The organism is Ensifer sp. VA4, assembly GCF_055710065.1.
In genome coordinates, this window is record NZ_JBVQPO010000001.1 from 528928 (window position 1) to 553033 (window position 24106).

Annotated in this window: 25 protein-coding genes and 2 tRNA genes; 9 read left to right on the forward strand and 18 right to left on the reverse strand. The window is 61.8% G+C overall.

All coding sequences use genetic code 11. From position 1 onward, the window contains the following. From AC0C6X_RS02495 to AC0C6X_RS02515, 5 genes are all read right to left on the reverse strand, one after another. Complete coding sequence (locus AC0C6X_RS02495) at positions 1 to 1005, reverse strand: ABC transporter permease (RefSeq protein WP_173515573.1); 1005 nt, start codon at positions 1003 to 1005, stop codon at positions 1 to 3. Beyond that, the gene (locus AC0C6X_RS02500) at positions 1005 to 1985 is read right to left on the reverse strand and encodes an ABC transporter permease (RefSeq protein ID WP_173515572.1); all 981 of its coding nucleotides are present in this window, start codon (positions 1983 to 1985) and stop codon (positions 1005 to 1007) included. Before AC0C6X_RS02500 ends, AC0C6X_RS02495 begins: the two co-directional genes overlap by 1 nt. Beyond that, positions 1982 to 3478 carry a sugar ABC transporter ATP-binding protein gene (locus AC0C6X_RS02505; protein WP_472951861.1) on the reverse strand — a complete coding sequence of 499 codons (1497 nt, stop codon included), beginning with the start codon at positions 3476 to 3478 and terminating at the stop codon, positions 1982 to 1984. Before AC0C6X_RS02505 ends, AC0C6X_RS02500 begins: the two co-directional genes overlap by 4 nt. 283 nt (positions 3479 to 3761) lie before the next feature. Continuing rightward, positions 3762 to 4751, reverse strand: coding sequence for a rhamnose ABC transporter substrate-binding protein (gene rhaS / locus AC0C6X_RS02510; RefSeq protein WP_173515571.1), 990 nt, complete (start codon positions 4749 to 4751; stop codon positions 3762 to 3764). A 118-nt stretch (positions 4752 to 4869) separates the two neighbouring features. Further along, positions 4870 to 5682: a DeoR/GlpR family DNA-binding transcription regulator gene (locus tag AC0C6X_RS02515; RefSeq protein WP_173515570.1), complete on the reverse strand. Its 813-nt coding sequence runs from the start codon at positions 5680 to 5682 to the stop codon at positions 4870 to 4872. A gap of 202 nt (positions 5683 to 5884) precedes the next feature. On the opposite strand from AC0C6X_RS02515, the gene AC0C6X_RS02520 reads away from it, so the two are divergent. The 7 genes from AC0C6X_RS02520 (at position 5885) to AC0C6X_RS02550 (ending at position 12562) form a co-directional block, all read left to right on the forward strand. Next, positions 5885 to 7984 carry a bifunctional rhamnulose-1-phosphate aldolase/short-chain dehydrogenase gene (locus AC0C6X_RS02520; protein WP_472951745.1) on the forward strand — a complete coding sequence of 700 codons (2100 nt, stop codon included), beginning with the start codon at positions 5885 to 5887 and terminating at the stop codon, positions 7982 to 7984. A 14-nt stretch (positions 7985 to 7998) separates the two neighbouring features. Beyond that, positions 7999 to 9294: an L-rhamnose catabolism isomerase gene (gene rhaI, locus AC0C6X_RS02525; protein WP_472951747.1), complete on the forward strand. Its 1296-nt coding sequence runs from the start codon at positions 7999 to 8001 to the stop codon at positions 9292 to 9294. A gap of 150 nt (positions 9295 to 9444) precedes the next feature. Then, complete coding sequence (locus tag AC0C6X_RS02530; protein ID WP_173515567.1) at positions 9445 to 9699, forward strand: GlsB/YeaQ/YmgE family stress response membrane protein; 255 nt, start codon at positions 9445 to 9447, stop codon at positions 9697 to 9699. Between the two features lie 125 nt (positions 9700 to 9824). Further along, on the forward strand, positions 9825 to 10013 hold the full coding sequence (locus AC0C6X_RS02535; protein WP_173515566.1) for a hypothetical protein: 189 nt from the start codon (positions 9825 to 9827) through the stop codon (positions 10011 to 10013). Positions 10014 to 10098: 85 nt separating this feature from the next. Further along, positions 10099 to 10560 carry a YbaK/EbsC family protein gene (locus AC0C6X_RS02540; RefSeq protein ID WP_247958125.1) on the forward strand — a complete coding sequence of 154 codons (462 nt, stop codon included), beginning with the start codon at positions 10099 to 10101 and terminating at the stop codon, positions 10558 to 10560. A 61-nt stretch (positions 10561 to 10621) separates the two neighbouring features. After that, entirely contained in the window at positions 10622 to 10768 is a 147-nt protein-coding gene (locus AC0C6X_RS02545) for a DUF930 domain-containing protein (protein WP_247958126.1), read from the forward strand. A 546-nt stretch (positions 10769 to 11314) separates the two neighbouring features. Continuing rightward, positions 11315 to 12562, forward strand: coding sequence for a glycosyltransferase family 2 protein (locus tag AC0C6X_RS02550; RefSeq protein WP_173515563.1), 1248 nt, complete (start codon positions 11315 to 11317; stop codon positions 12560 to 12562). A gap of 119 nt (positions 12563 to 12681) precedes the next feature. Here AC0C6X_RS02550 and AC0C6X_RS02555 read toward each other — a convergent pair whose 3' ends face one another. The 10 genes from AC0C6X_RS02555 to murA form a co-directional block, all read right to left on the reverse strand. Continuing rightward, positions 12682 to 12903 carry a hypothetical protein gene (locus AC0C6X_RS02555; RefSeq protein ID WP_472951753.1) on the reverse strand — a complete coding sequence of 74 codons (222 nt, stop codon included), beginning with the start codon at positions 12901 to 12903 and terminating at the stop codon, positions 12682 to 12684. A 524-nt stretch (positions 12904 to 13427) separates the two neighbouring features. Then, positions 13428 to 13503: transfer RNA gene (locus AC0C6X_RS02560), tRNA-Phe, on the reverse strand. Positions 13504 to 13844: 341 nt separating this feature from the next. Continuing rightward, positions 13845 to 14057 (reverse strand): DNA gyrase inhibitor YacG, encoded by a 213-nt coding sequence (gene yacG, locus AC0C6X_RS02565; RefSeq protein ID WP_429812633.1) that lies wholly within the window; start codon positions 14055 to 14057, stop codon positions 13845 to 13847. A 5-nt stretch (positions 14058 to 14062) separates the two neighbouring features. Next, positions 14063 to 14683, reverse strand: coding sequence for a Maf-like protein (locus AC0C6X_RS02570; protein WP_173515561.1), 621 nt, complete (start codon positions 14681 to 14683; stop codon positions 14063 to 14065). Between the two features lie 150 nt (positions 14684 to 14833). After that, the gene (gene infA, locus AC0C6X_RS02575) at positions 14834 to 15052 is read right to left on the reverse strand and encodes a translation initiation factor IF-1 (RefSeq protein WP_004435948.1); all 219 of its coding nucleotides are present in this window, start codon (positions 15050 to 15052) and stop codon (positions 14834 to 14836) included. A 271-nt stretch (positions 15053 to 15323) separates the two neighbouring features. Next, positions 15324 to 15791 carry an arsenate-mycothiol transferase ArsC gene (locus tag AC0C6X_RS02580; RefSeq protein ID WP_173515560.1) on the reverse strand — a complete coding sequence of 156 codons (468 nt, stop codon included), beginning with the start codon at positions 15789 to 15791 and terminating at the stop codon, positions 15324 to 15326. Between the two features lie 14 nt (positions 15792 to 15805). After that, a complete protein-coding gene (locus AC0C6X_RS02585; RefSeq protein WP_173515559.1) occupies positions 15806 to 16282 on the reverse strand; it encodes a UPF0262 family protein in 477 nt (158 codons plus the stop codon). Continuing rightward, positions 16279 to 17583, reverse strand: a complete 1305-nt coding sequence (hisD, locus tag AC0C6X_RS02590; RefSeq protein ID WP_173515558.1) for a histidinol dehydrogenase — start codon at positions 17581 to 17583, stop codon at positions 16279 to 16281. Before hisD ends, AC0C6X_RS02585 begins: the two co-directional genes overlap by 4 nt. A 148-nt stretch (positions 17584 to 17731) precedes the next feature. Further along, complete coding sequence (locus AC0C6X_RS02595) at positions 17732 to 18172, reverse strand: DUF2948 family protein (protein ID WP_173515557.1); 441 nt, start codon at positions 18170 to 18172, stop codon at positions 17732 to 17734. Positions 18173 to 18277: 105 nt separating this feature from the next. Further along, positions 18278 to 19570 carry a UDP-N-acetylglucosamine 1-carboxyvinyltransferase gene (gene murA, locus AC0C6X_RS02600; protein WP_173515556.1) on the reverse strand — a complete coding sequence of 431 codons (1293 nt, stop codon included), beginning with the start codon at positions 19568 to 19570 and terminating at the stop codon, positions 18278 to 18280. Between the two features lie 258 nt (positions 19571 to 19828). Here murA and AC0C6X_RS02605 point away from each other — a divergent pair, with 258 nt between their 5' ends. Next, positions 19829 to 20182, forward strand: a complete 354-nt coding sequence (locus tag AC0C6X_RS02605) for a hypothetical protein (RefSeq protein WP_432704674.1) — start codon at positions 19829 to 19831, stop codon at positions 20180 to 20182. 43 nt (positions 20183 to 20225) lie between these two features. Beyond that, a tRNA-Thr gene (locus AC0C6X_RS02610) sits at positions 20226 to 20300 on the forward strand. A 492-nt stretch (positions 20301 to 20792) separates the two neighbouring features. Here AC0C6X_RS02610 and pncB read toward each other — a convergent pair. The 3 genes from pncB to AC0C6X_RS02625 form a co-directional block, all read right to left on the reverse strand. Continuing rightward, entirely contained in the window at positions 20793 to 22097 is a 1305-nt protein-coding gene (pncB, locus tag AC0C6X_RS02615) for a nicotinate phosphoribosyltransferase (RefSeq protein WP_173515555.1), read from the reverse strand. A gap of 37 nt (positions 22098 to 22134) precedes the next feature. Beyond that, positions 22135 to 22734: a bifunctional nicotinamidase/pyrazinamidase gene (gene pncA / locus AC0C6X_RS02620; protein WP_472951769.1), complete on the reverse strand. Its 600-nt coding sequence runs from the start codon at positions 22732 to 22734 to the stop codon at positions 22135 to 22137. 176 nt (positions 22735 to 22910) lie between these two features. Continuing rightward, positions 22911 to 24092, reverse strand: a complete 1182-nt coding sequence (locus AC0C6X_RS02625) for a polysaccharide biosynthesis/export family protein (RefSeq protein WP_173515553.1) — start codon at positions 24090 to 24092, stop codon at positions 22911 to 22913. Between the last annotated feature and the right edge of the window lie 14 nt (positions 24093 to 24106).

Here is a 24106-nt window from a genome sequence, read left to right on the forward strand (position 1 = left end):
TCAATGCGCAAGACGGTGGCGGGCGCGCCGCCAGAGGATCGGAAGTGCGATCACCGAGATCAGCAGCAGGCCGATGAAGATCGACATGACAATGCCAGGCACGTTGAGCAGGCCGAAGCCGAAGGTCACCATGCCCATGATCAGCGCCGCGAGCACGACGCCGGGAATGGTTCCGGAGCCGCCGAGAATGTTGACGCCGCCGAGCACGACCATCGTCACCACTTCGAGCTCCCAGCCGAGCGCAATCGACGGGCGGGTGGAGCCGAGGCGCGAGGTCAGGCAGATCGAGGCGAGCCCCGCCATCAGCCCGGTCAACAGGAATAGGATGAACTTGATGCGCCCGACCCGGATGCCGGAGAAGAGCGCCGCCGTCTGGTTGTTGCCGATGGCATAGACCGCACGGCCGAAATTGGTCTTGTGCAGCACGACGCCGTAGACGACAGCAAGGACCACGAAGAGCGTGAACTCGAAGGAGAACACCCACCAGACATATCCCTGGCCGAACCAGGAGAAGCTGTCGGGATAGCCGGTAAAAGCCTGATCTCCCAGGATGATGAAGGAGAGCCCGCGGAAAAGGCTCATGGTGCCGATGGTCACGACGATGGACGGCAGCCCGAGACCGGTGATCAAAAGGCCGTTGATGGCGCCGCAAAGGAGGCCGACGGAGAGGCCGATCGCCACCAGCGCCGGCGTATCGAAACCGAGCTGGACGGCATAGCCCATCGCCGTCGAGGCGAGCGCGATGACCGAGGCCACCGAGAGATCGATCTCGCCAGCGATGATCACCAGAGCCATGGCAAAGGCGATCATCGCCTTTTCGGTGAAGTTGAAGGTCGCGTCCGAAAGGTTCCAGGGATCGAGGAAATAGGGCGATGCCAGCGAGTTGCCGAGGAAGATCAGGCAGGCGACGACGAACAGCAGGCTTTCCCAGCTCTTCAACAGGCGCGCGCCGCGGCCTTCCAGCCGATCGGGGATGTTGCGGGGGGTAAGGTGGGTCTCGGCCATCAGACAGCCTCCGCCTTTCTCAAGATGACACGTCCCTTGCGCCGTTCGGCGCGAGCGTTGACGGCGACGGCAATGATGATGACCATGCCCGAAATCGCCATCTGTGCGAAGGGCGAGATGTTGATGACCGGCAGGGCATTCTTGATCACGCCAAGAAACAGCGCGCCGAGCACGGCGCCCGCGACAGAGCCGATACCGCCGGCGATCGATATGCCGCCGATGACGCAGGCCGCGATTATGTCGAGCTCGAAGCCGGCAGCGATGTCGACATAGGCGACGGCGTAGCGCGACACCCAGAGGTAACCGGAAAGCCCGGCGAGCGCACCCGAAAGGCAATAGGCCGAGAAGCGGGTTCGGCCGACGTCGATGCCGGTATAGACGGCCGCATGCGGATTACCGCCGACGGCATAGAAGGCGCGCCCGAGCGCCGTCCGGCTCATCAGCAGGAAGATGAGCCCGATCATGACCAGCGATAGCCAGGAGAGAACCGGAAATCCGACAAGCTCGTCACGCGGCAGCGCCTTGAACGCGTCGCTCATCTGATGGGCATTGATCCACTTGCCGCCGCTCAAGAGGAAGATCAGGCCGCGATAGATGGTGAGGGTGCCAAGCGTGACGACGATCGGCGGAATGTCGAGCTTCCAGACGAGCGCTCCGTTGATCATGCCGAGCGCGGTGCCGAGCGTGATCGCTGCAAGGATGATCAGCGGGATCGGCAGGCCCGGAAAGGCGGCGTTCAGCATCGCTGCCACCATGCCCGAAAGCGCCAGGTTGGCGGCCATCGAAAGGTCGATGCATCGCGTCAGGATCACGGCCATCTGGCCAAGCGCCAGAATGATCAGGATCGACGTGTCGTTGTACACGCGCGCGAGATTGGCGGGCGCCACGAAGGGGGGAAAGCGCAAGGTGATCAGCGCGAGCAGAACGGTGATCGCGCCGACGAGCAGGAGCTCACGATTCTTGAGAAACTTCGCCATCACGCGGCCTCCCGAATGCCGGCGGCAGCGCGCACCAGCTTTTCCGCCGTCAGTTCGGCGCGCTCAAACCGCCCGGCGATCCGGCCCTCGCGCATGACGATGACGCGGTCGGACATGCCCATGATCTCGGGGATTTCCGAGGAAACCATGATGACGCTGAGGCCCTCGGACGCCAGTTCGCTCATGAAGGCATGGACCGCCGCCTTGGAACCGATATCGATGCCCTTGGTCGGCTCGTCGAGAATGATCACCTTCGGCCTCGTCGCCAGCCACTTGGCGATGACGACCTTCTGCTGGTTGCCGCCTGACAGCGTCCCGACATCCTGGTCGAGCGAAGCGGCGCGCAGATCGAGACGCGAGGTGTATTCGCGGGCAAGCGCGAACTCGTTGGCAAGTTTCAGGAAACCCGAGCGCGAGGTGCGCGACAGCGACGGCAATGTGACGTTCTGGAAGATCGGCAATCCAATGATCGCACCCTGCCGGCCGCGCTCTTCGGGCACATAGACGATGCCGCTGCGGATCGCTTCGGACGGGCTGCGGATCACCAGCACCTCGCCGTCGAGCCGAACGGCACCGGCGGAAGGCCGGGTGACGCCGATCAGCGACTGCATGAACTCCGAGCGGCCGGCGCCGACGAGGCCGTAGAATCCGAGGATTTCGCCACGGCGAAGCTCGAAGTTGATGTCCTCGAATTCGGTCGGGTGGCGGTAGCCAGAGACGGTCAGGATCGGCTCGCCGATCGCCACTTCCTTCTTCGGGTAGACCGAGCCGACCGCGCGGCCGACCATGAGGCGCACCAGCTTGTCCTGGTTGACATCGGCGATTAGCCCCTCGTCCACCATGGTTCCGTCGCGGAAGACGGTGTAGCGATCGGCAATGCGGAAGATCTCGTCGAACTTGTGGCTGATGAAGAGGATCGCCTTGCCGTCGGCCTTCAGCCGCTCGACGAGAGCATAGAGCTCATGGATTTCCTTGTGCGACAGCGCGGCCGTCGGCTCGTCCATGATGACGACCTGTGCGTCGACGGAAAGGGCGCGGGCGATCGCGACGAGGTGTTTCCTGGCAATGCCGAGATCACGGAGCCGGATCGTCGGATCGAAATCGGCACCGGCTCGCGCGAGAAGCGCGCGCGCATCGGCATTGAGCTTCTTCCAGTCGATCAGCCCGAAACGGTTGCGCGGGGCGTGGCCGAGGAAGATGTTCTCGGCAACCGAAAGCTCGTCGAAGAGCACGGTTTCCTGGTGGATCGCGGTGACGCCGGCGCGGGCCGCGGCAAGCGCCGTCGGGAAATGCACCTCCTGATCGCCGACGGAGATCATGCCTTGGTCCGGCTGATAGATACCGGTCAGGATCTTCACCAGCGTCGATTTGCCGGCGCCGTTTTCACCGACCAGCGCGGTCACCGATCCCGGATAGAGCGACAGCGAAACGTCGGAGAGCGCCTTGACGCCAGGGAAGGACTTCGAGATCCCCTTGAGCGCGATGGCGGGCTTTATCCGCGATGTGAGCGTATCCTGGAGCAAGAGTCAGTCCACCAATCCAGTCGTTTCGATAACGCAAGGGCTGCGGCAGTTTGGGCTGCCCCTCACCCTAACCCTCTCCCCGCAGGCGGGGAGAGGGGACGAGAACACCGCGGCCATCAACTCCCGATTTGAACGGGAGCGAGCGGTTGCCGCTTGTCCCTTCTCCCCGCCAGCGGGGAGAAGGTGCCGGCAGGCGGATGAGGGGCAGCCCTCACCGCGCGGATGAGGGGCAGCGTCGCTTTGATCGTTCGCCAGATCAGAAGATCTTGGCGAATTCCTCGACATTCTTGGCGTCGTAGACGAACGGATCGGCCATGGCGCCTTCATTGTTGTCATCGAGCTTGACCGTGCCCATGCGGCCCATCTTCAACTCGGCACCGGGCTTGGCCTCCGCACCGTTGATCAGGTCGTAGGAAAGCATCGTCGCGGAATAGCCGAGGTCGATCGGGTTCCAGATCGCAAACGACTTGGAGGCGCCCGACTTCACGTGGCCGGCCATTTCCGAGGGAAGGCCGAGGCCGGTGACGTTGATCTGGCCGATCTTGCCGGCGTCGGTGACGGCCTGCGCCGCTGCGACGATGCCGACGGAGGTCGGCGCGATGATCGCCTTCAGGTTCGGATAGGACTGGATAAGCCCTTGCGTCTCGCGATAGGACTTGTCGGCAAGGTCGTCGCCATAGACGGTGGCAACGACGTTGATGCCCTTGTAGTTGCCCTGGACCTTCTTCATCTCCGCGATCCAGGTGTTCTGGTTGGTCGCGGTCGCCGAAGCAGACAGCACGGCGACGTCGCCGCCCTCAGGCAGGTTGTCGGCGGCAAGCTTGATGATCATGTTGCCGATCAGCGCATTCGAGGACGGGTTGAGATGCATCATCCGGCCTTCCTTGGCGACGCCGGAATCCCAGGAGATCACCTTGATGCCGCGGTCCATCGCCTTCTTCAGCGCCGGCACCAGAGCGTCGGTGTCGTTGGCGGAGACGGCGATCGCATCAACCTTCTGGGCGATCAGCGAATTGATCACTTCGATCTGGCCTTCCGCCGTCGTCGAGGTCGGGCCGGTGTAGATCACCTCGACATCGCCCAATTCCTTGGCCGCTTCCTGGGCGCCCTTGTTGGCAGCCTCGAAGAAGCCGATGCCCAGCGCCTTGACGACAAGGGCGATCTTCTTGTTTTCCGCATGTGCGGCATTGGCCATCAGCGCCAGCGAAACAGCGGCCGTGACCATCAGTGATTTCAGAATCTTCATGCTCATTTCCTCCCATTGACCGGTGCGCGAAACACGCATCCGGCGCGACTTCCTCCGTTCGGCAACGACCCGGCCCCTCATTGACCGTGACCGTCACCTTCCCCTCACCTCGCCCGCCTCAGGCGGACGAGGACATGTTCTCCGCATCCATGCCGGCCCTGCTGCTGGCAACGATCAGCCTCACGCCGGCATTTTCAAGCATCGCGGCATGCCTGTCCTCGATGCCCGAATCCGTGATCACCGTGGCGATCCGCTTCAGCCCGCAGAGGATGAGGCTGGAGCGCTTGTGAAATTTCGACGAGTCGACCAGCACGACGAGTTCGTCGGCCTGGTCGATGAGCTTCTGTTCCGCCTGGATCAGAAGCGGATCGGCCTCCATCAGGCCGAGCGGCCCCAGCCCTTGAGCGCCCATGAACATGCGGCGCGCATAGAAGTTGCGCGTCACGTCGTTATCGAAGGGACTGAGGATGATGTTCTGTTCGCGGTAGATCGTGCCGCCCGACAGCATCACCGTGTTCTTCGAGTGCTTCAGCAGATGCTCGGCGATCGGGAAGGAATTGGTGAACACCTGCATGCGGCGATTGCTGAGGAAATGCACCATCTGGAAGGTGGTGGTTCCGCCATTGATGATGATCGGCTCGCCATCCTCGCAGAGCGCCACCGCCTCCTTGGCAATCGCCTGCTTCTCGCGGGCATGCAGCCCCTCGTTGACCTTGAACGGACGGCCGGCAAGCCCGACGAACTGCGGCGGATTGATCGCCTCGGCGCCGCCGCGCACGCGGCGCAGCTTCTTCTGCACGTGAAGCGCCGCGATGTCGCGCCGGATCGTCGCCTCGGAACTATCGGTCAGATCGACCAGTTCCTGGACGGTGACGACGGGTTTTTCCTGAACCGCCGACAGAATGATCCGGTGTCTTTCTTTTTCGTGCATGCGCTCCTCCGATACCAGCAATGCTTCCATCACGATCGACCATTGTCAATCACAATTAATCATATTTTTTCATTGTGCAGTGCACTATGCGCGGACTTGATCGTTTTTGATTGACTTTAACGCTCAAGTCCTATGATCTGATGCCAACCACATCTCTGCGCGGCCGCCAAGCCGCGCGGCATCAGACCGGGAGGAATTCGAGATGCTCGACAAGCAGCAGGGCGCACGACTTGCAAACCTTTGGGACGAGGCAAAGGCTGCCGAAATGAGCGAATCCGAGCGTTTGCTCTACCGCTCCAACCTGCTCGGTTCCGACAAGCGCATCACCAATTACGGCGGCGGCAACACCTCGGCCAAGGTGATGGAGAAGGATCCGCTCGGCGGCGGCACGGTCGAAGTTCTCTGGGTCAAAGGTTCGGGCGGCGACGTCGGCACGATCAAGCTCGACGGCTTCGCGACGCTCTACATGGACAAGCTCAACGCGCTGAAGTCGATCTATCGTGGCATCGCGTTCGAAGACGATATGGTCGGCTACCTGCCGCACTGCACCTTCAATCTCAATCCGCGCGCCGCCTCCATCGATACCCCGCTGCACGCCTATGTGCCGAAGAAGCATGTTGATCACATGCATCCCGACGCGATCATCGCGATCGCCGCATCGCAGAACAGCCGCGAGCTGACCGCGAAGATCTTCGGTGACGACATCGGCTGGCTGCCCTGGAAGCGTCCGGGTTACGAGCTCGGCCTGTGGCTGGAGAAGTTCTGCCTGGAAAACCCCAAGGCACGCGGCGTGGTGCTCGAAAGCCACGGCCTCTTCACCTGGGGCGACACGGCCAAGGAAGCCTATGAGACGACGATCGAGATCATCAACAAGGCGATCGCCTGGTTCGAAGCCGAAAACACCAAGCCCGCCTTCGGCGGCGCGGTGAAGCCGGTGCTCGACGACGACGCCCGCGCCGATGTCGCCCGCAAGCTGCTGCCTGTCATCCGCGGGCTGATCAGCGCCGACGAGCGCAAGGTTGGCCATTTCGACGACAGCCAGGCGGTGCTCGACTTCGTTACCGCGCGCGACCTGAGGCCGCTCGCGGCGCTGGGTACGAGCTGCCCCGACCATTTCCTGCGCACCAAGATCCGGCCGCTGGTGATCGATTTCGATCCGGCCAATCCCGATATCGACAGGACGCTTTCCGCGCTGCCTGAGGCGATCGCCGCCTATCGCGCCGACTATGCGGCCTATTACGAGCGCTGCAAGCATGCCGACAGCCCTGCCATGCGTGACCCGAACGCGGTCGTCTACCTCGTGCCCGGCGTCGGCATGATCACCTTTGCCAAGGACAAGGCAACCGCCCGCATCTCCGGCGAATTCTACGTCAACGCCATCAACGTCATGCGCGGCGCCTCCGGCGTCTCCACCTATGTCGGCCTGCCGGAACAGGAGGCCTTCGACATCGAATACTGGCTGCTCGAAGAAGCCAAGCTCCAGCGCATGCCGAAACCGAAGAGCCTTGCGGGCCGCATCGCGCTCGTCACCGGCGGCGCCGGCGGCATCGGCAAGGCCACAGCCAACCGGCTGATGCAGGAAGGCGCCTGCGTGGTGCTGGCCGATATCGACGAGGCTGCGCTCGCCGGCGCGACGAGCGAGCTTTCCGCACGCTACGGCACGGATTTCGTGCGCTCCGTCAGCGTGAACGTCACCAGCGAAGAAGCCGTCGAGAACGGCTTCCGCGACACGCTGCTCGCCTTCGGCGGCCTCGACATCCTCGTTTCCAATGCCGGCCTTGCTTCCTCCGCCGCAGTCGAGGACACGACACTGGCGCTCTGGAACAAGAACATCGAGATCCTGACAACCGGCTATTTCCTCGTCTCGCGCGAGGCCTTCCGCATCTTCCGCCAGCAGAAGGCCGGCGGCAACGTCGTCTTCGTCGCCTCCAAGAACGGCCTTGCCGCCTCGCCCGGAGCCTCGGCCTATTGCACCGCCAAAGCGGCCGAGATCCATCTCGCCCGATGCCTGGCGCTCGAGGGCGCGGCAGCGCAGATCCGCGTCAATGTCGTCAATCCGGACGCGGTGCTGCGCGGCTCGAAGATCTGGACGGGCGAATGGAAGGAGCAGCGCGCCGCCGCCTACAAGATGGATGTCGACGATCTCGAGGCGCATTATCGCGAGCGTTCGATGCTGAAACTCAGCGTCTTCCCGGAGGACATCGCCGAGGCGATCTATTTCCTTGCCTCCGACATGTCGGCGAAATCGACCGGCAACATCATCAATGTCGACGCGGGCAACGCCCAGTCGTTCACGCGCTGATCGAGGAGAGCGCCATGACAACCACCATGATCAGCCAGGCAACGGTCGAGGCGGAGAACGACAGCCGTCTTGCGGCACTTCGCCGGGACTATGAGAGCCTCGGCGAGCGGCTCGACCGGCGCGGTATCGCGATCGACGAGATCAAGCGCAAGGTCGCCGCCTATGGCGTCGCCGTCCCCTCCTGGGGCGTCGGCACCGGCGGCACGCGCTTTGCCCGCTTCCCCGGCAAGGGCGAGCCGCGCAACATCTTCGACAAGCTCGAGGATTGCGCGGTCATCCAGCAATTGACCAAGGCGACGCCGACTGTCTCGCTGCATATCCCCTGGGACAAGGTCAGCGACATCTCGGAACTGAAGCAGAAAGGCACGTCACTCGGCCTCGGCTTCGACGCGATGAACTCCAATACCTTCTCCGACGCCCCTGGCCAGGAATATTCCTACAAGTTCGGTTCGCTGTCGCATACGGACGCCGCCACGCGCCGCCAGGCGGTGGAACACAATCTCGAATGCATCGAGATTGGCCGGCAGCTCGGTTCGAAGGCGCTGACCGTCTGGGTCGGCGACGGCTCGAACTTTCCCGGCCAGAGCAATTTCACCCGCGCCTTCGAGCGTTATCTCGATGCGATGAAATCGGTCTATGCGGCATTGCCTGATGACTGGCGCGTCTTTACCGAACACAAGATGTTCGAGCCGGCCTTCTATTCGACCGTCGTCCAGGACTGGGGCACCAATTACCTGATCGCCCAGGAGCTCGGCCCCAAGGCCTTCTGCCTCGTCGACCTCGGCCACCATGCGCCCAACGTCAATATCGAAATGATCGTTGCCCGCCTCATCCAGTTCGGCAAGCTCGGCGGCTTCCATTTCAACGATTCGAAGTACGGCGACGACGATCTCGACACGGGCGTGATCGATCCCTACCGCCTGTTCCTCGTCTTCAACGAGCTGGTGGATGCGGAAACGCGCGGCGCCAAGGGCTTCAGGCCCGCGCATATGCTCGACCAGAGCCACAATGTCACCGATCCGATCGAGAGCCTGATGACGAGCGCGACCGAGGTCTGCCGCGCCTATGCGCAGGCGCTGATCGTCGACCGCAAGGCGCTCGAAGGCTGCCAGGAAGACAACGACGCCCTGATGGCGAGCGAAACGCTGAAGACCGCCTTCCGCACCGACGTCGAGCCGATCCTTGCAATGGCGCGACTTGAGAATGGCGGGGCGGTGGCGCCCGTCGCGGCCTATCGCCACAGCGGCTACCGCGCGAAAGTCGCGGCTGAGCGCCCGGCCGTTGCCGGCGGCGGTGGCGGCATCGTCTGATACCATCGAGCGGCGCCGTGCCCGCGGGGACCGGCGCTGCCGCCTGGGCCCGACCGCTCAAAAAATCGCCGTGCGATGAAATTGCCCCCTATCTGATTTCGATTCCTGATCTATCTTTCCAATCGAGATCCAATGGAAAGGGGACAATTCATGGGCATTGAAAGCATTCTCGTCTTCCTGATCGTCGGCGCAGTGGCCGGCTGGCTCGCCGGCCTCATCGTCAAGGGCGGCGGGTTCGGCCTCATCGGCAATATGGTCGTCGGCATCATCGGCGCTTTCATCGCCGGCTTCCTCTTTCCGGCGATCGGCATCAGCCTCGGTAGCGGCATTCTCTCCGCAATCCTGCACGCGACGATCGGCGCGATCATTCTCCTTGTGCTGATCCGCATTGTCAAACAGGCGTGATCCAGACCGGCGCGGTCATCCTTTTGCGCCTGCGTTCCATCTGGACGCGCGAAGGGGGCTGTAGCACTGTAATCTGCTGGACGGGTCACCGGACGGAAATCGCATATTGCCAGAGGGAGGCAAGCATGAACGCGCTTTACACCGACAAGATCGAAACGGCGCTCAAGTCTTTCATCGCAGATCATCCAGGCATGCAGACGCGAGACCAGGCGATCATCGCAATCCTCGAGAACTGGTTCACCAGCCACGGCTACCTTCCGCCGCAGCAGGAAGGTCTTCGCCCGGAAGACCTTGACGCCTCCAACGACGATTGAGAGATTTGCGCGCCCGGCGCAGAACATGATCTTCGCCCCGCGGCCGATCGCGCTAGATTTTTTTTGATAACGTGAACCGTTCGCCATGAGCCTTGCCTCCGTCAAAGACTTCTTTTCCCAGCACGCCCCCGACATCGACGTCATCGAGCTGCAACAGAGCACCGCCACGGTTGCGCTTGCGGCTGAGGGCCACGGTGTCGAGCCGGCGCAGATCGCAAAGACGCTGGCGCTGCGTGTCGGCGACGACGTGATCCTGATCGTCACGCGCGGCGACGCCCGCCTCGACAACAAGAAGTACAAGGCCCGCTTCGGCACCAAGGCCCGCATGCTCGGCTTCGACGAAGTGGAAGCGGAGACCGGGCATCCGGTCGGCGGCGTCTGCCCCTTCGGCCTTGCCAAGCCGCACAGCATCTATTGCGATGAGTCCCTGAAGGCCTACGACATCGTCGTGCCGGCGGCCGGCGCCACCAATGCGGCCGTGCATATCAGCCCCGCCCGGATCGTCGAACTGACGGGCGCCGAGTGGATCGACGTTTCCGAAGCGTGATCCCCGCCCATTGGAATGGCCACAATGCTTAGCTGAAACCGCAGGCGCGTCCGGGAGTGATTTGCCGGGTCCACGCATCAACGCCGACAAGTCAACCTTCAAACCGGACAAGGTCATCGCCGCGATCTTCCGCAGCAAGGGGGAGTGGTACAAACTGAAGTTCAGGTGCCGTACCGACGCGGAGCACCTACAGCGCCGCGCATCTTAATGTACCGCACGAGAGCTGGGACCAGTTCCACTTCTTCCCCTGACGGGCGCGCCGCCCGAACTTCCGGCCGTTGTTAGAGAACGGCCATCAGAAACAGCAGCGAGCCGAGCGACAGCGCGGCCATGATGCTCATCAGCATCTTCATCATATGCGCTGCCATTTCGTACATCCTCGTCTCTGCTCCCTCAGGAATGAACGAATGCGTCTGCTTTGGGGGGCGCTCGATGACACGGGGTTCGAGCGTCGTTGTACAGCCATCGAGACTGCCCCAGCATGGTTAACAAATCGCTAACAGGGGTTCTGCTCGCCCTCTGTAACCGTCGTCCGCTGCCCGACCTCCATTCAAGATAAGGCTCACGCAAGATCGAAGCGGAATAAGGGAACGTCGGTGGGCCCTCCACGCATTGCCCCTTGCGCCTGGAGGTGTCCAGCTCCTGCCGATGCATCGCCAGCCACTGCTGTATTCGTGCCGGCGGCGCAAGCAAACGCGATGCGAACGGTCTGCCGAGAGCCCGATGTCGCATGTCACTGACAATGGAGAGGCGAGTGAGCCAGGTTAAGCTGAGCATCTGCATTCCCACCTATAACCGCGCGCCCTTCCTCGAAAAGGCGCTCGACTACTTCGTCGAACTCTACCAATTCTCCTGCAAGTACGAGATCGTCATCTCCGACAATGCCTCGACCGACAGCACCCGGGAGATCGTCGATCGCTTTATCGCCAAGGGGCTGCCAATCCGCTATTTCCGCCAGTCGGAGAATTTCGGCGCGATTTCCAACGTCATCAGCGCCGTCAGCCGCGCGGTCGGTGAGTACGCCCTCTACCTCGCTGACGACGACGTGCTCATCAACGATGGCTTGCGCGAGGCGATCCGCTATCTGGACCTCAATCCCGAAGTGACCGCCTGCTTTGCGCCCTGGTACACGCATGACGAGATCGACGGACGTGACGGAGCACCATTCTACTCGGTCGACAGGGATACGAAATTCAAGAAACGGGAATTCGAGCCGGTTTTCGATTTTCTCATCGACCGACACGTCTTTCCCGAGATCGGCATTTACCGGACCTCGGCTCTGCGCTCCGCTTGGGCACCCCGGCACTTCGCCTATTGGGCCTTCGCCTATCTCGCGCATTTTCTGGAACTGGGCGCCGTCGCCTTCCTGAAGAAGCCGTTCTATCGTCAGGTGGTACGGTCCAAGATCATCCGCGATCGGCCGCAGGCTGGCCACGCTGAAACGCTGACCGGCTGGGACACCTATCGCGGCGGCCTTGAATACTTCCTCTATAGCGGCGCCAAACGCGGCGCTGTGAAGCTGACTGCCGATCGCCGCGCCTACCTCGACGCGCAGATCAAGGACTTCACCATGGTCCGCATGAGCGTCGCCTTGCGCATGTGGATGATGAAGAAGGACTACGTTCGCGCCTATGAACTCTACACGCGGCTGATGCTGGGCGGTTTCGAGCACCATCCCGACGTGCAGCAGGTACGAGGGGCGCTGCCCCTCCTGGTCGCTCTTCAAACCGTCACGTGGCACACGAACGCGATCGCGGAAATCGATCGGCTCGTCCTTCACGGCGTGGACGACCATAGCGCGATCGAGGCACTGTTGCGCGAGCTTGGCCTGCGCTCCGATATCGCCGTCGTTCCGCCAACGCCACAAATGACAGCGGACGAGATTGCCCGCACCGCCGTGTTCATTACTGCCGACAGCGACCGCAAGCATTACCTGCGCAACGGTCATCCGCCGAACCTGGTGGTCAGCGAAGGCGATATCCTCAGTCATGTTCTGATCTGAAACGAAAGGGCGCCACGGCGCCCTTTCCTGTTTTCATGGATGTCACCGCCTGAGAGGCTGACCGGCGGTCGATAGCCTAACGGCAATTCGGCCCATCGGCATCCTCTCACGTGCCCTTCCTACTTGCGCATGATGCCCTTGTAGTAGGAACCGTTTCTCGGCGGCGGGCGGTTTACCGTTTTTCCAGGCGGATTGTACTTCTCGCTCTGGTGGCCTTCATTGACCGGCGTCGGTGACACGCCCTTGTAGTAGCTGCCTCCTGCGAGAGCGGGAACAGGCGCGCCGGTGGCGATCGTTGCTGCGACGAGCGTTACTAAAGAGAGCCTGGCAAATTTACGCATTTCTAATCCTCGGTTGACCCTGCCACGACCCTGTTTTTATTGCGGTTTCGTGGCATCGATGACGCGGCGAAGACATTCGCCGCTCAGGTCCTCCCGGGCGTGAGAATAGGCGGAAGCTGCGACGGACGTGTAACGCAGGTAACAGCCGCCCATTCTCGTCTGCGGTAAAAAGGAGGATCGATGCCAGGTTCAGCGAACGGCCGGACCCATTTCGCAAGCCTACTCAACGCTCGGCTGGCATGCTCTCGTCATCGCGCTCCCTTCGCGCAGACGCGACCACTCAACGGAAACAGTTGCAGGATGCTCCGACGCCACTTCGATGGTGGCCATCAGCGTCGAAAGTCGATTGCTACGAACATTCGCTTCCAGGCCGATTTGGGAAACGAGGTGGCAACGAACGGGTTCCAGCGCACGCGGCCATCTCTTGTCCTGAACCAATCTCTGGCTTCCTTGAAAATCTCCTGGACGGACCGCGTCATTGACGCTTCAAGCGTCCATGGAAACCAGATTTTCGAGAAGAAAAATGGTGCCCGGAGGCGGATTTGAACCACCGACACGCGGATTTTCAATCCGCTGCTCTACCAACTGAGCTATCCGGGCATCCTGCCGTTTCTGGCAGCGGTCCCTTGCGGAACCATCGGGGCGCTTCTGTTTGCCCCGGAAGCGAGCGGGGTTATAGCATCTTGTTCGGCGGTGTCCAGCGCCAAATGAAAGTTTTTTGACCGAAATCCTGTGGACAGCTGAAAAAACCAAAAAGACAAAGAGATTCAGGCAGATCGTGTTCGCTCCCCTCGTACGCTCCGTGAGAGAAGCGGTCTTCGGAGACCGAAAATGGCGGCCGAATTCACCTGCCGGCGCGCAGGATCTTCCGGGCGTCCTTCACGGCAAAGAGGTGTGCGGAGGGGAAGGCCGGGCCTAAGCCCCGGCCACAGCGCTACGCCCTAGCGATCGTCGCCGTCGTCGGCCTTCGACTCGTCGTCGGCAACCGGAATGGCATAGGAGCCCGAGAGCCAGCGGTTGAGGTCGACGTTGCGGCAGCGATCGGAGCAGAAGGGATAGTGCTCCCGATGCGACGGCCGCCCGCATTCCGGACAGGGTCGAGGCGCCCGCAGGGGTGCGACGTTCGAACCGCTCTTCTTCGTTTCCTCGGTCACCGGTTTCAGCCTTCCAGCCAACGATTGTGCACGTCATAGCCTTCGCCGACAAGCAGACTGACGGTTTCGTAAAGCGGCAGGCCGACGACGTTGCTGTAGGAACCGACGAGTTTTACCACGAAGCTGCCGGCAATGCCCTGGATGCCGTAGCCGCCCGCCTTGCCGCGCCATTGGCCTGAGGCGAGATAGCTTTCGATGTCGAAACCGGACAGGCGCTTGAAGCGCACCTTGGTGTCGACCACCTTCTGCCTGAGCGTCTTGTCCGGGGTGATCAGGCACACGCCGGTATAGACGCGATGGCTGCGGCCGGAGAGAAGGTGCAGGGCGCTGGAGGCTTCGCTGACGAGTTCCGGCTTCGGCAGGATACGCCGACCGACGCAGACGACCGTATCGGCCGCCAGGATATAACTTCCGTCCCAGCCGGGCTCGCCCTTGATCGCCGCAAGTGCCGCCCGCGCCTTCTCAGCCGACAGGCGCCTTGCGAGCGAACGCGGATGTTCGGCACGCTTCGGCGTCTCGTCGAGATCCATCGGCATCAGGCGCGCGGGCTCGATGCCCGCCTGCGCCAGAATTTCGACGCGACGCGGCGAGCCGGACGCCAGTATCAGTTTCTTGGCCACTGTCATCGGAACGAGCCGTCACTCCAGAGCAATTCCAGCAAAAATGCGTTAGGCGGTTTTGCGTCTGGAATTGCAATCCAACCGAAGGTTAGAGCGTTTTCGCGATTCGAAGAAGAAAGCGGAAATGCTCCAGGAATTGCGTAGAGCCGGAGCGGCTTACTTGAAGCGGTAGGTGATACGGCCCTTGGTGAGGTCGTACGGGGTCATTTCAACGAGAACCTTGTCGCCGGCCAGCACGCGGATACGGTTTTTGCGCATACGGCCCGCCGTGTGAGCAATGATCTCATGCTCGTTTTCGAGCTTCACACGGAAGGTCGCATTGGGAAGCAATTCCGTGACCACGCCCGGAAATTCAAGGACTTCTTCTTTCGCCATGTAGGACTGTTCTTTCCATCTTTGCTTAGGGATACGTCAGGCATCCCGAAAAATTCGCCGGAAACTACACAATCGACGAGGATTTGTGAACCGTCTAACACCGGCTTTTGCGCTTTTGTGACGGCTACGGCGCCGCGCGTCCTATCAGAGGCGCGGAGGTCGCTATAGCACTTTGAACCGCTGCATGTCTTTAGCCTTAAATCGGTTGGGATCTAAGAAGACATGTAAAAGAGCCGTCGTCGGAAACCAGCTACGGATTTCGATAAAGCTCCTAAGTTTTCCCTCGTCTGTGCGAGCCGACCAGCCGATGCTTGATCAGCGTCGACAGGTGATCGCGTACGGCACGGTACGCATCGACGATCTGCTCGCGGGTGCCGACGGCCACCGTCGGGTCCGGCGTCGGCCAGTAGACCACGTCGACGGCCATCGAGCGAGTCAATTCGAGCGCCTTGTGGTGCGCCTCGGGCGCCAAGGTGACGATGAGGTCGAAGTAATCGTCTTCGAGTTCGTCGAGCGTGTGGGGCTGGTGACGGCCAAGGCTCAGGCCGACCTCGGCCATGACCACGTCGACAAAGGGATCGCGTTCGCCGTGCCGGACACCGGCGGAGGCGACATAGGTGCCCGCTGGCAGCGCCGCCTTGGCAAGCGCCTCGGCCATCGGGGAGCGGATAGCATTCATGCCGCACATGAAGAGGACCGAGCGGGGCGTTTTCAACTGCGGTGCCTCGGTTCCCGTCATGCCGGTTCCCGCCTCTACCCGCGCCAATAGAGCACGCAGACGAGCGTGAACAGGCGGCGGGCGGTGTCGAAGTCCAGCCGGATCTTGCCGGACAGGCGATCCATCAGGGTCTGCGAACCCTCGTTGTGGATGCCGCGGCGCCCCATGTCGATCGCCTCGATCTGACTTGGCGTCGCCGAGCGGATCGCCTCATAATAACTCTCGCAGATCATGAAGTAGTCCTTCACGATCCGGCGGAACGGCGTCAGCGACAGGATGTGGGTGGCGACGTCGCCACCTTTTTCGGTCGAGATCGCGAAGACCAGCTTCGCATCGACGAGCGAGAGATTGAGCCTGTAGGGTCCGCCAGGATGGCCGACGGGTTCGAACAGGTTCTCTTCGAGCAGATCGAAGATCGCAACCGCGCGCTCGTGCTCCACGTCAGGCGTCGAGCGGCCGATGGTCTCGTCCAGAACGACATCGCAGAGGCGCAGGTTGCGGTCCGCCTTCATCCAGCGTCCCCGAGATTGAGGCGGATGGCGACGGAGCGCGCATGGGCCTCAAGGCCCTCGGATTTGGCAAGCACGATCGCCGCCGGCCCCAGGATCCGCAACTGCTCCGGATCAAGCCGCAGGATCGACGTGCGCTTCATGTAGTCGAGCACGCCGAGGCCGGAGGAAAAGCGCGCCGAGCGCGCCGTCGGCAACACATGGTTGGAGCCGCCGACGTAATCGCCGATGACCTCCGGCGTGTGACGGCCGACGAAGATCGCGCCGGCATTGCGGATCTTGGCGATCATCGGCTCGGGATCCGCGAGCGCCAGTTCGAGATGTTCGGCGGCGATGCGGTTGGCCAGCGGCACGGCCTTTTCGAGATCGGGAACGAGAATGACGGCGCCGAAGTCGCGCCAGCTCGCAGATGCGGTATCGGCGCGCGGCAGCGTCTTCAGTTGCCGCTCGACCGCATCCTCGACCGCCTGGCCGAAGGCCGGATCGTCGGTAATCAGGATCGACTGGGCGCCGACATCGTGCTCGGCCTGGGCGAGGAGATCGGCGGCGATCCAGTCGGGATCGTTGTCGCCGTCGGCGATCACGAGCACTTCGGACGGGCCGGCGATCATGTCGATGCCGACTGTGCCGAAGACCTGGCGCTTGGCGGCGGCCACATAGGCATTGCCCGGGCCGACGATCTTGGCGACCGGCGCGATCGTCTCGGTGCCATAGGCAAGGGCGGCAACGGCCTGCGCGCCACCAATACGGTAGATTTCCTCAACGCCGGCAAGCCTCGCTGCGGCAAGCACCGCCGGGTTGATCTCACCGCCGGTTGCCGGCACCACCATGACGATGCGGGGAACGCCCGCCACCTTCGCCGGCAGCGCATTCATCAGCACCGAGCTCGGATAGCTCGCCGTACCGCCAGGCACATAGAGGCCGACGGCATCGACCGCCGTCCAGCGCGAACCGAGGCCGACGCCCATGGCGTCCTCGTAGATATCATCCTTCGGGCGCTGGCGGGCATGGTGCGCCTCGATACGGGTGGCTGCGACCTTGAGCGCGCCCAGAACCTCCGGCTCGACCGCCTGGATCGCCGCATCGATCTCGGCGGCGCTGACGGCCATCGGCGTTACGGCGAAATCGACGCCGTCGAAACGCTTGGAGTATTCGGCAAGCGCCGCGTTACCGCGCGCGCGCACGTCGTCGATGATCGCCTTGACCACCGCATTGACGTCCTCGGACACCTCACGCTTGGTCGTCAGGAATGACGCGAACTTTTGTTCGAAGTCATCATCGAGAAAATTGAGCCTGATTGCCAAAGGGGACGTCCTTGTATGCCAGTGTCGTTCGGGTCTACAGCGCCGCGCGTCTTTGTAAGGCGCGCTAGGGTCGCTGTAACACTTTAAAGCTGCTGCATAATTTTGCCCTTAAATCGATGCCGATTTAAGGAATTATGCAGTAGCGGGCTCAAGCACCTTCGGGATGCTTGGGCTTGAAAGCGGTTTCCCACGCCCCGCCGGTATCCGCAAGCTGCGTTTCGATGCATTCGACGTCAAGCGCGATCGACGCATCGCCGGCAAGAACCAGTTCGAGCGTGCCTTCCGGCCCCTCGCCGCTGACCGTGAACTTGAGCGCCAGCAGGTCGAGCACCGTTTCATCGTCGCGCCGGTCAAAGCCGACCGAGCGGACCGCATTCACCCGCTTGAACAGGAGCAGCGCGCGCCGACGCTCGAAAGAGCGCCGCTTGCCGTCGGCCGTCTCCCAGACGAAGCGGTTGACGACGAGCGAGAACTGCTTGCGGCGGGCGTCGTATTCGAGACCCGATACCTTGAACACGGCGTCCTGGACATGGGCGGAGACGACAGCGAGATCTTCCTCGTCGAGCGCCAGCAGCTTCAGACCATTCATGCCGTCCATTCCTTTCGTTTCGCCGCACATCTTCCGTGCCACAATTGAAATGGACATAGGATGTTGCGCCTGAAACCGCAACGGTATCAGGCGCAACCGATCAAATCAGTCGCTAACGCGCTCGACATGCGCGCCGCAACGGGTGAGCTTTTCCTCGAGCCGTTCAAAGCCGCGATCGAGATGATAGACACGCGAGACCATGGTTTCGCCTTCGGCAGCAAGACCGGCGATGACGAGCGAGACCGATGCACGAAGGTCTGTCGCCATGACCGGCGCGCCCTTCAGCCGGCTGACGCCCTCGATCTTGGCCGTCTGGCCGGAGAGCGAGATCTTGGCGCCGAGGCGGGCCAGTTCCTGCACGTGCATGAAGCGGTTTTCGAAGATCGTTTCAGTGATATGCGAGGTGCCATTCGCCTTGGTCATCAGGCCCATGAACTGCGCCTGCAAGTCGGTCGGGAAACCCGGGAAGGGATCGGTGACGATATCGACCGGCTTGATGCCGGCGCCGTTGCGCACGACGCGGATGCCGCTGTTGGTCTCGGTGATCTCGGCACCGGCCCGACGGATCGCTTCCAATGCAGTGTCGAGCAGCGCCATATTGGTGTCTTCGAGGATGACGTCACCGCCAGTCATGGCAACGGCCATGGCATAGGTTCCGGTCTCGATCCGGTCCGGCAGCACGCGGTGGCGGGCGCCGGAAAGCGAACGCACACCTTCGATGGTGATCGTCGGTGTGCCCTGGCCGGTGATCTTGGCGCCCATGGCGTTCAAGCAGTTGGCGAGGTCGACGACTTCCGGCTCGCGCGCGGCGTTGCCGAGCACCGTCGTGCCGTTTGCAAGCGTCGCGGCCATCATCAGCACGTGGGTGGCGCCGACCGATACCTTCGGGAAAGTGTAGCGCGCGCCGATCAGGCCGCCTTCCGGCGCCGTCGCGTTGACATAGCCGCCGTCGATCTCGATGTTGGCGCTGAGCGCCGTCAGCCCCTCGATAAACAGATCGACCGGGCGCGTGCCGATGGCGCAGCCGCCCGGCAGCGAAACGCGTGCCTTGCCTTCACGGGCGAGCAGCGGGCCGATCACCCAGAAGCTTGCACGCATCTTCGAGACCAGTTCGTAAGGGGCGGTCGTATCGACGATGTTGCGGCAGGTGAAATGGATGGTGCGGGCATAGCTCTCGCTCTGGCGTTCGCGGCGGCCATTGACGGAGATGTCGACGCCATGGTTGCCGAGGATGCGGATCAGTTGCTCGACATCGGCAAGATGCGGCACGTTTTCGAGCGTCAGCGTGTCGTCGGTCAGAAGCGACGCGATCATCAGCGGCAGGGCCGCATTCTTGGCGCCGGAAATCGGGATGACGCCGTTAAGCTGGTTGCCGCCTACAATCCTGATGCGATCCATGAGGCCTCTCGAACGGGCTTGGCCCGCCTTTCCAAAAATTTACTGTGTTGTCTGAAGGCGCCTCTTTAGTGGAGACGCCGCGAAATTAGAAGTGCCTTGAACGCCGCGCGCCCATTCGGACGCGAAGGTCGCCATAACCGTGAAGTCGCTACCCTCGGCCAACCCGACCGAGGACATTTATGCAATTGGACGCCAGACGGCTGAGCCGCCCGCAAACGGGAAGGAGCCGGCGAATGCCGCCCCTCCTTCGTACTAATCTTGGGATTCGTCCGTTTTTGCGGCAGGAAGGCCGCTTGCCTCATCGGCGGCGCCGGAACGGCGCGCCCGCATCTGCTGCTTGCGGCGCTGGAGATTGTCGCGCAAGTTCCTGGCAAGACGCGCCTTTTTCAGGTCCGCCTCGGTCGTATCCTTTTTCTTCTTCTGGCGCGTCTTGCCTTCGGCCTGCAACGCATCGCGCGCCGGTCGGCTTTTTTCGCCATCTTTGTCGTCTATCTGCATGGTCATGCATTAGCGCAAAACCAGGGCCTTCGGAAGCGGCGGGGACTTTTCTCACAGGTCTTCACGAAAAACTTTGAAAACCGGCTTGCACTCCCCGCTCAGCTATGGCAATAGCCCCCTCGCTTGATGCGGCTGACACACGAACCGGCCGCCAGATGCTGCTATAGCTCAGGGGTAGAGCACTCCCTTGGTAAGGGAGAGGCCGAGAGTTCAAATCTCTCTAGCAGCACCAGTTTTCTCTCAAGACATTCAAACGCTTAACTCCTGTACGTCCACTGCAAAGCCTAAATCGGTCTTCACGATTGAACCGGCTGCTCGGGCGCATCGGGAGGTTAGATGATACTGTGCGAGCAAGGGAGAGGCCGGGTCCAGGCCATGAACTGAGGCGCCATCCCGCCCAGCTGACGCCGGGAACGTATCTCCCGACACCGCGTTACCGTTTCAAAGGCAGTCACGCGGAGACTTTCAAATGAAGGGCATCATTCTCTGGCTCATGGGCGTGCCGCTGATCGTCATCATTCTTCTCTACATCTTCGTGTTTTAGAGAGATGAAACGCAACGGCAGGTTGGCGCCTTAACGCAACCTTAAGATTCCACTGCCAGATTTGACATCGCGATGATGGACAGTCGCAACATCTTTGATCCCCTTTTGAAACCGGCGTTTGCCGGTTTCTTTTTGAGCGATGGAAAGCCGGAAAGCCGCTCACACGGAATCGCTTCGCGGCTAGACCCTGACGGCCTGTTCGACGAAATCTTCCGAGCCGAAGAACTTGAGGTAGCGCTTAACCTCGGCCGGGTCGCCGGTGGCCTTGCGCGGATTGTCGGAGAGCTTGACCGCCGGGCGGCCGTCGGCCTCGCTGACCTTGCAGACGATCGAGATCGGATTGAGGCCGCTGATTTCCGTCGGGGCACAACCGGCGAAATCGTTGGTGAGATTGGTGCCCCAGCCGAAGCTCATGCGCACGCGTCCCTCGAAATGGCGATAGGTCTCGATGATCGTGTCGACGTCCAGGCCATCGGAGAAGATCAGGAGCTTCTCACGTGGGTCCTTGCCCATCTTCTTCCACCAGGCGAGAATCTTCTCACCACCCTCGATCGGCGGCGCGCTGTCCGGTCGGAAGCCCGTCCAGTCCGCGACCCATTTGGGCGCATTGCGCAGGAATGCCGCCGTTCCGAAGGCATCCGGCAGCACGATCAAAAGGTTACCGCCATAAAGCTGATTCCAGTCCTGCAGCACCTTGTAGGGTGCGGCGGCCAGTTCCTTGTCGTTGCGGGCAAGGGCTGCCGCCACCATCGGCAGTTCATGCGCGTTGGTGCCGAGCGCTTCCAGATCCGTATCCATGGCAAGCAGCACGTTGCTGGAACCCGAAAAGGAGCTTCCGATCCCTTCCTTCAGCGCCTCGACGCACCACCGTTGCCAAAGAAAACTGTGCCGGCGCCGCGTGCCGAAATCGGAAATGCGCAAGTTCGGATATTGCCGAAGGCGCTCGACCTTGGACCACATTTTCGCCTTGGCGCGGGCATAGAGCACATCGAGCGTAAAGGGCCCGAGGCCCTTCATCGCCGAGCGCGAACGCAACTCGTTGATGATCGCAAGCGCCGGGATCTCCCACATGGTGGTCTCGGCCCAGCGGCCGCTGAACGTCAGCTCGAACTGGCCATCGCTGCGTTTCAGCTCGTATTCCGGCAGGCGGAAGTTGGCAAGCCAGGCAAGAAATTCCGGCGAGAAGATCTGCTTGCGACCGTAGAACGTGTTACCGGCGAGCCAGATCATCTCCTTCTTGGAGAAGCGCAGTTCGCGCGCATGATCAAGCTGGTCGCGCAGTTCCTGCTCGTCGATCTCGTCGGCAAGCCGCACCGTCTTCGTGCGATTGATCAGCGAGAAGGTCGCATCGACATCCGGATAAAGCTGCCAGATCATCTGCAGCATCAGCAGCTTGTAGAAGTCCGTGTCCAGCAGGCTGCGCACGATCGGGTCGAGCTTCCAGGCATGATTGTAGACACGCCTGGCGATATCGGTCTTCGTCATTGGTGAAATCGCTCCTTCATCAAGGCGAGGCTCGACACTAGTCCAGCTCGACACCGGCATCGCGCATGCGCGTGACCATTGCTTGAAGCGAACCGTTGAGGTCGATGCCTCGACAGGCGTCGAGAATGACAGACGTCGAGAAACCCTGCGCAACCGCATCGAGCGCAGAAAAGGCCACGCAGAAATCCGTCGCCAGCCCGCACAGCGTCACCTTCTTGATGCCGCGATCCCTGAGATAACCCGCAAGACCCGTCGGCGTCCGGCGGTCGTTTTCGAAAAAGGCCGAATAGCTGTCGATCTGAGGCCGGAAGCCCTTGCGGATCAGGAGTTCGGCCCGAGTCCATTCGAGCATCGGGTGGAAATCGGCACCGGCGCTTCTCTGGATGCAGTGATCCGGCCAGAGCGTCTGCGCTCCGTAGGGCATGGCGATCATCTCGAAGGGTGCCTTGCCGGGATGGCTGGAGGCAAAACTCGAATGGCCGGCGGGATGCCAGTCCTGGGTCAGCACCACATGCTCGAAACGGCCAATCAGGCCATTGACCATAGGCACGATCTCATCGCCGCCTGCGACGGGAAGCGCTCCCCCCGGGCAGAAATCGTTCTGCATGTCCACGACGATCAACGCGTTATCCGCCATAATTCATCCCTGCCTGCCTATGCCCATCGATCACCAAAATCGATTTAAGTCCAAGATCAATCACAGAATTTGAGCGACGACAAGTCGCTTCCGTAGGGTTTGGAAATCAGGGCGATAGATAAGCAAAGGGGCGCCGACCTTGCGGCCGACGCCCCGGATAAAGCCATTGACCGGGATCAATTGCCGTTGATGTTGTCGGCGATCGCGAAACCGGAATTGGCAATGCCGACCGGCTGCGCAATGAAGTTGAGGAACTTCGAGAAGTCGACCGACGGATGGCGCGAGGCATAAATGACGTCGCGGTTCTTGATCGGGAAGGTCTGGCCGACGATCAGGCTATCCGGCTTGCTCATGTCGAAGCGGTAGACGATTGGATAGCGGCCCATGCTGTCGGTCTTCATGCCCTTGCGCAGCATCTCATTGAAGCGTTGCTGGCCGAGCAGGCTCATGACGACGTCAGGCTCTTCGTAACGGAAGATGAAATAGCCCTTCATATCGAGCGTATAGTCCGCGCCGCCGCCAGCAAGACCCATCGCCTCGAGCAGGTTCAGGTCGTTGGCGCCAAACTCGACGCGCTGGTTGGCCTTGACCGCACCGAGGATGGTGAAGCGACGCGGATCCCGCGTGACGAAGATCTGGTCGCCCGGCTTGACGTGGATGTTTTCCGACGGATGTTCGATGATGGACTTCAGGAGGACCGTACCGGTCTTCTTGCCGCGCACCAGCGTGACATAGGTCTCATAGGGTTGCGCGACGGGACCGCCCGCCTTGGCGATGACCTCGTTGATCGTCTCGTCGACGAGGCTGAGTGGTACAACCGACGATTTGCCGACGGCCCCGGAAACCGTGACGTTGCGCGATGCGGTGCTCATGCTGGTGACGATGACGTCCGGCTCGACCGCCTTCTGCTTCAGCGCCTCCAGGATCTCCTGGCGCGCCTGCTCCAGCGTCAGGCCGGCGAAGCTGACCGGACCGACATAGGGGATCGCGGCCTTGCCGTCCGGCTGGACGACGAGATCGATGCTTGTCTGCTTGGACTCCGACGTTGAGAAGAGCCCATCGCTGCCGGCTTCGAAGATCGAGACCCTGAGTTGGTCGCCGACGCCGATCACGACTCGGCCGACGCCGCCGCCAATGCCGAAGCGGCGGTTAAGCGTCGAAGAAACATAGTCGGAAACGAGGCGCGCGGAGCGGCCGTCCACATCGACGATATCGAAGACGGTCGCATTCTGGCGGCCGATCTCGGCGCCCGAATGGCCGGCATCCTTGACGATCGCTCCGGCCAGCGGCCCTTCACCCGGAACAGCCTGGCATCCCACGAGGGCGGTACAAAGCAGAAGGGCACTGACTCGTTTCAACTACGACACTCCAA

Coding starts and splice junctions, on each gene's coding strand:
- AC0C6X_RS02495 (WP_173515573.1), bottom strand. CDS start 1,005: ATGGCCGAGACCCACCTTACCCCCCGCAACATCCCCGATCGGCTGGAA.
- rhaS (WP_173515571.1), bottom strand. CDS start 4,751: ATGAAGATTCTGAAATCACTGATGGTCACGGCCGCTGTTTCGCTGGCG.
- AC0C6X_RS02515 (WP_173515570.1), bottom strand. CDS start 5,682: ATGCACGAAAAAGAAAGACACCGGATCATTCTGTCGGCGGTTCAGGAA.
- AC0C6X_RS02520 (WP_472951745.1), top strand. CDS start 5,885: ATGCTCGACAAGCAGCAGGGCGCACGACTTGCAAACCTTTGGGACGAG.
- rhaI (WP_472951747.1), top strand. CDS start 7,999: ATGACAACCACCATGATCAGCCAGGCAACGGTCGAGGCGGAGAACGAC.
- AC0C6X_RS02530 (WP_173515567.1), top strand. CDS start 9,445: ATGGGCATTGAAAGCATTCTCGTCTTCCTGATCGTCGGCGCAGTGGCC.
- AC0C6X_RS02535 (WP_173515566.1), top strand. CDS start 9,825: ATGAACGCGCTTTACACCGACAAGATCGAAACGGCGCTCAAGTCTTTC.
- AC0C6X_RS02540 (WP_247958125.1), top strand. CDS start 10,099: ATGAGCCTTGCCTCCGTCAAAGACTTCTTTTCCCAGCACGCCCCCGAC.
- AC0C6X_RS02555 (WP_472951753.1), bottom strand. CDS start 12,903: ATGCGTAAATTTGCCAGGCTCTCTTTAGTAACGCTCGTCGCAGCAACG.
- AC0C6X_RS02570 (WP_173515561.1), bottom strand. CDS start 14,683: ATGACAGTGGCCAAGAAACTGATACTGGCGTCCGGCTCGCCGCGTCGC.
- infA (WP_004435948.1), bottom strand. CDS start 15,052: ATGGCGAAAGAAGAAGTCCTTGAATTTCCGGGCGTGGTCACGGAATTG.
- AC0C6X_RS02580 (WP_173515560.1), bottom strand. CDS start 15,791: ATGACGGGAACCGAGGCACCGCAGTTGAAAACGCCCCGCTCGGTCCTC.
- AC0C6X_RS02585 (WP_173515559.1), bottom strand. CDS start 16,282: ATGAAGGCGGACCGCAACCTGCGCCTCTGCGATGTCGTTCTGGACGAG.
- AC0C6X_RS02595 (WP_173515557.1), bottom strand. CDS start 18,172: ATGAATGGTCTGAAGCTGCTGGCGCTCGACGAGGAAGATCTCGCTGTC.
- murA (WP_173515556.1), bottom strand. CDS start 19,570: ATGGATCGCATCAGGATTGTAGGCGGCAACCAGCTTAACGGCGTCATC.
- pncB (WP_173515555.1), bottom strand. CDS start 22,097: ATGACGAAGACCGATATCGCCAGGCGTGTCTACAATCATGCCTGGAAG.
- pncA (WP_472951769.1), bottom strand. CDS start 22,734: ATGGCGGATAACGCGTTGATCGTCGTGGACATGCAGAACGATTTCTGC.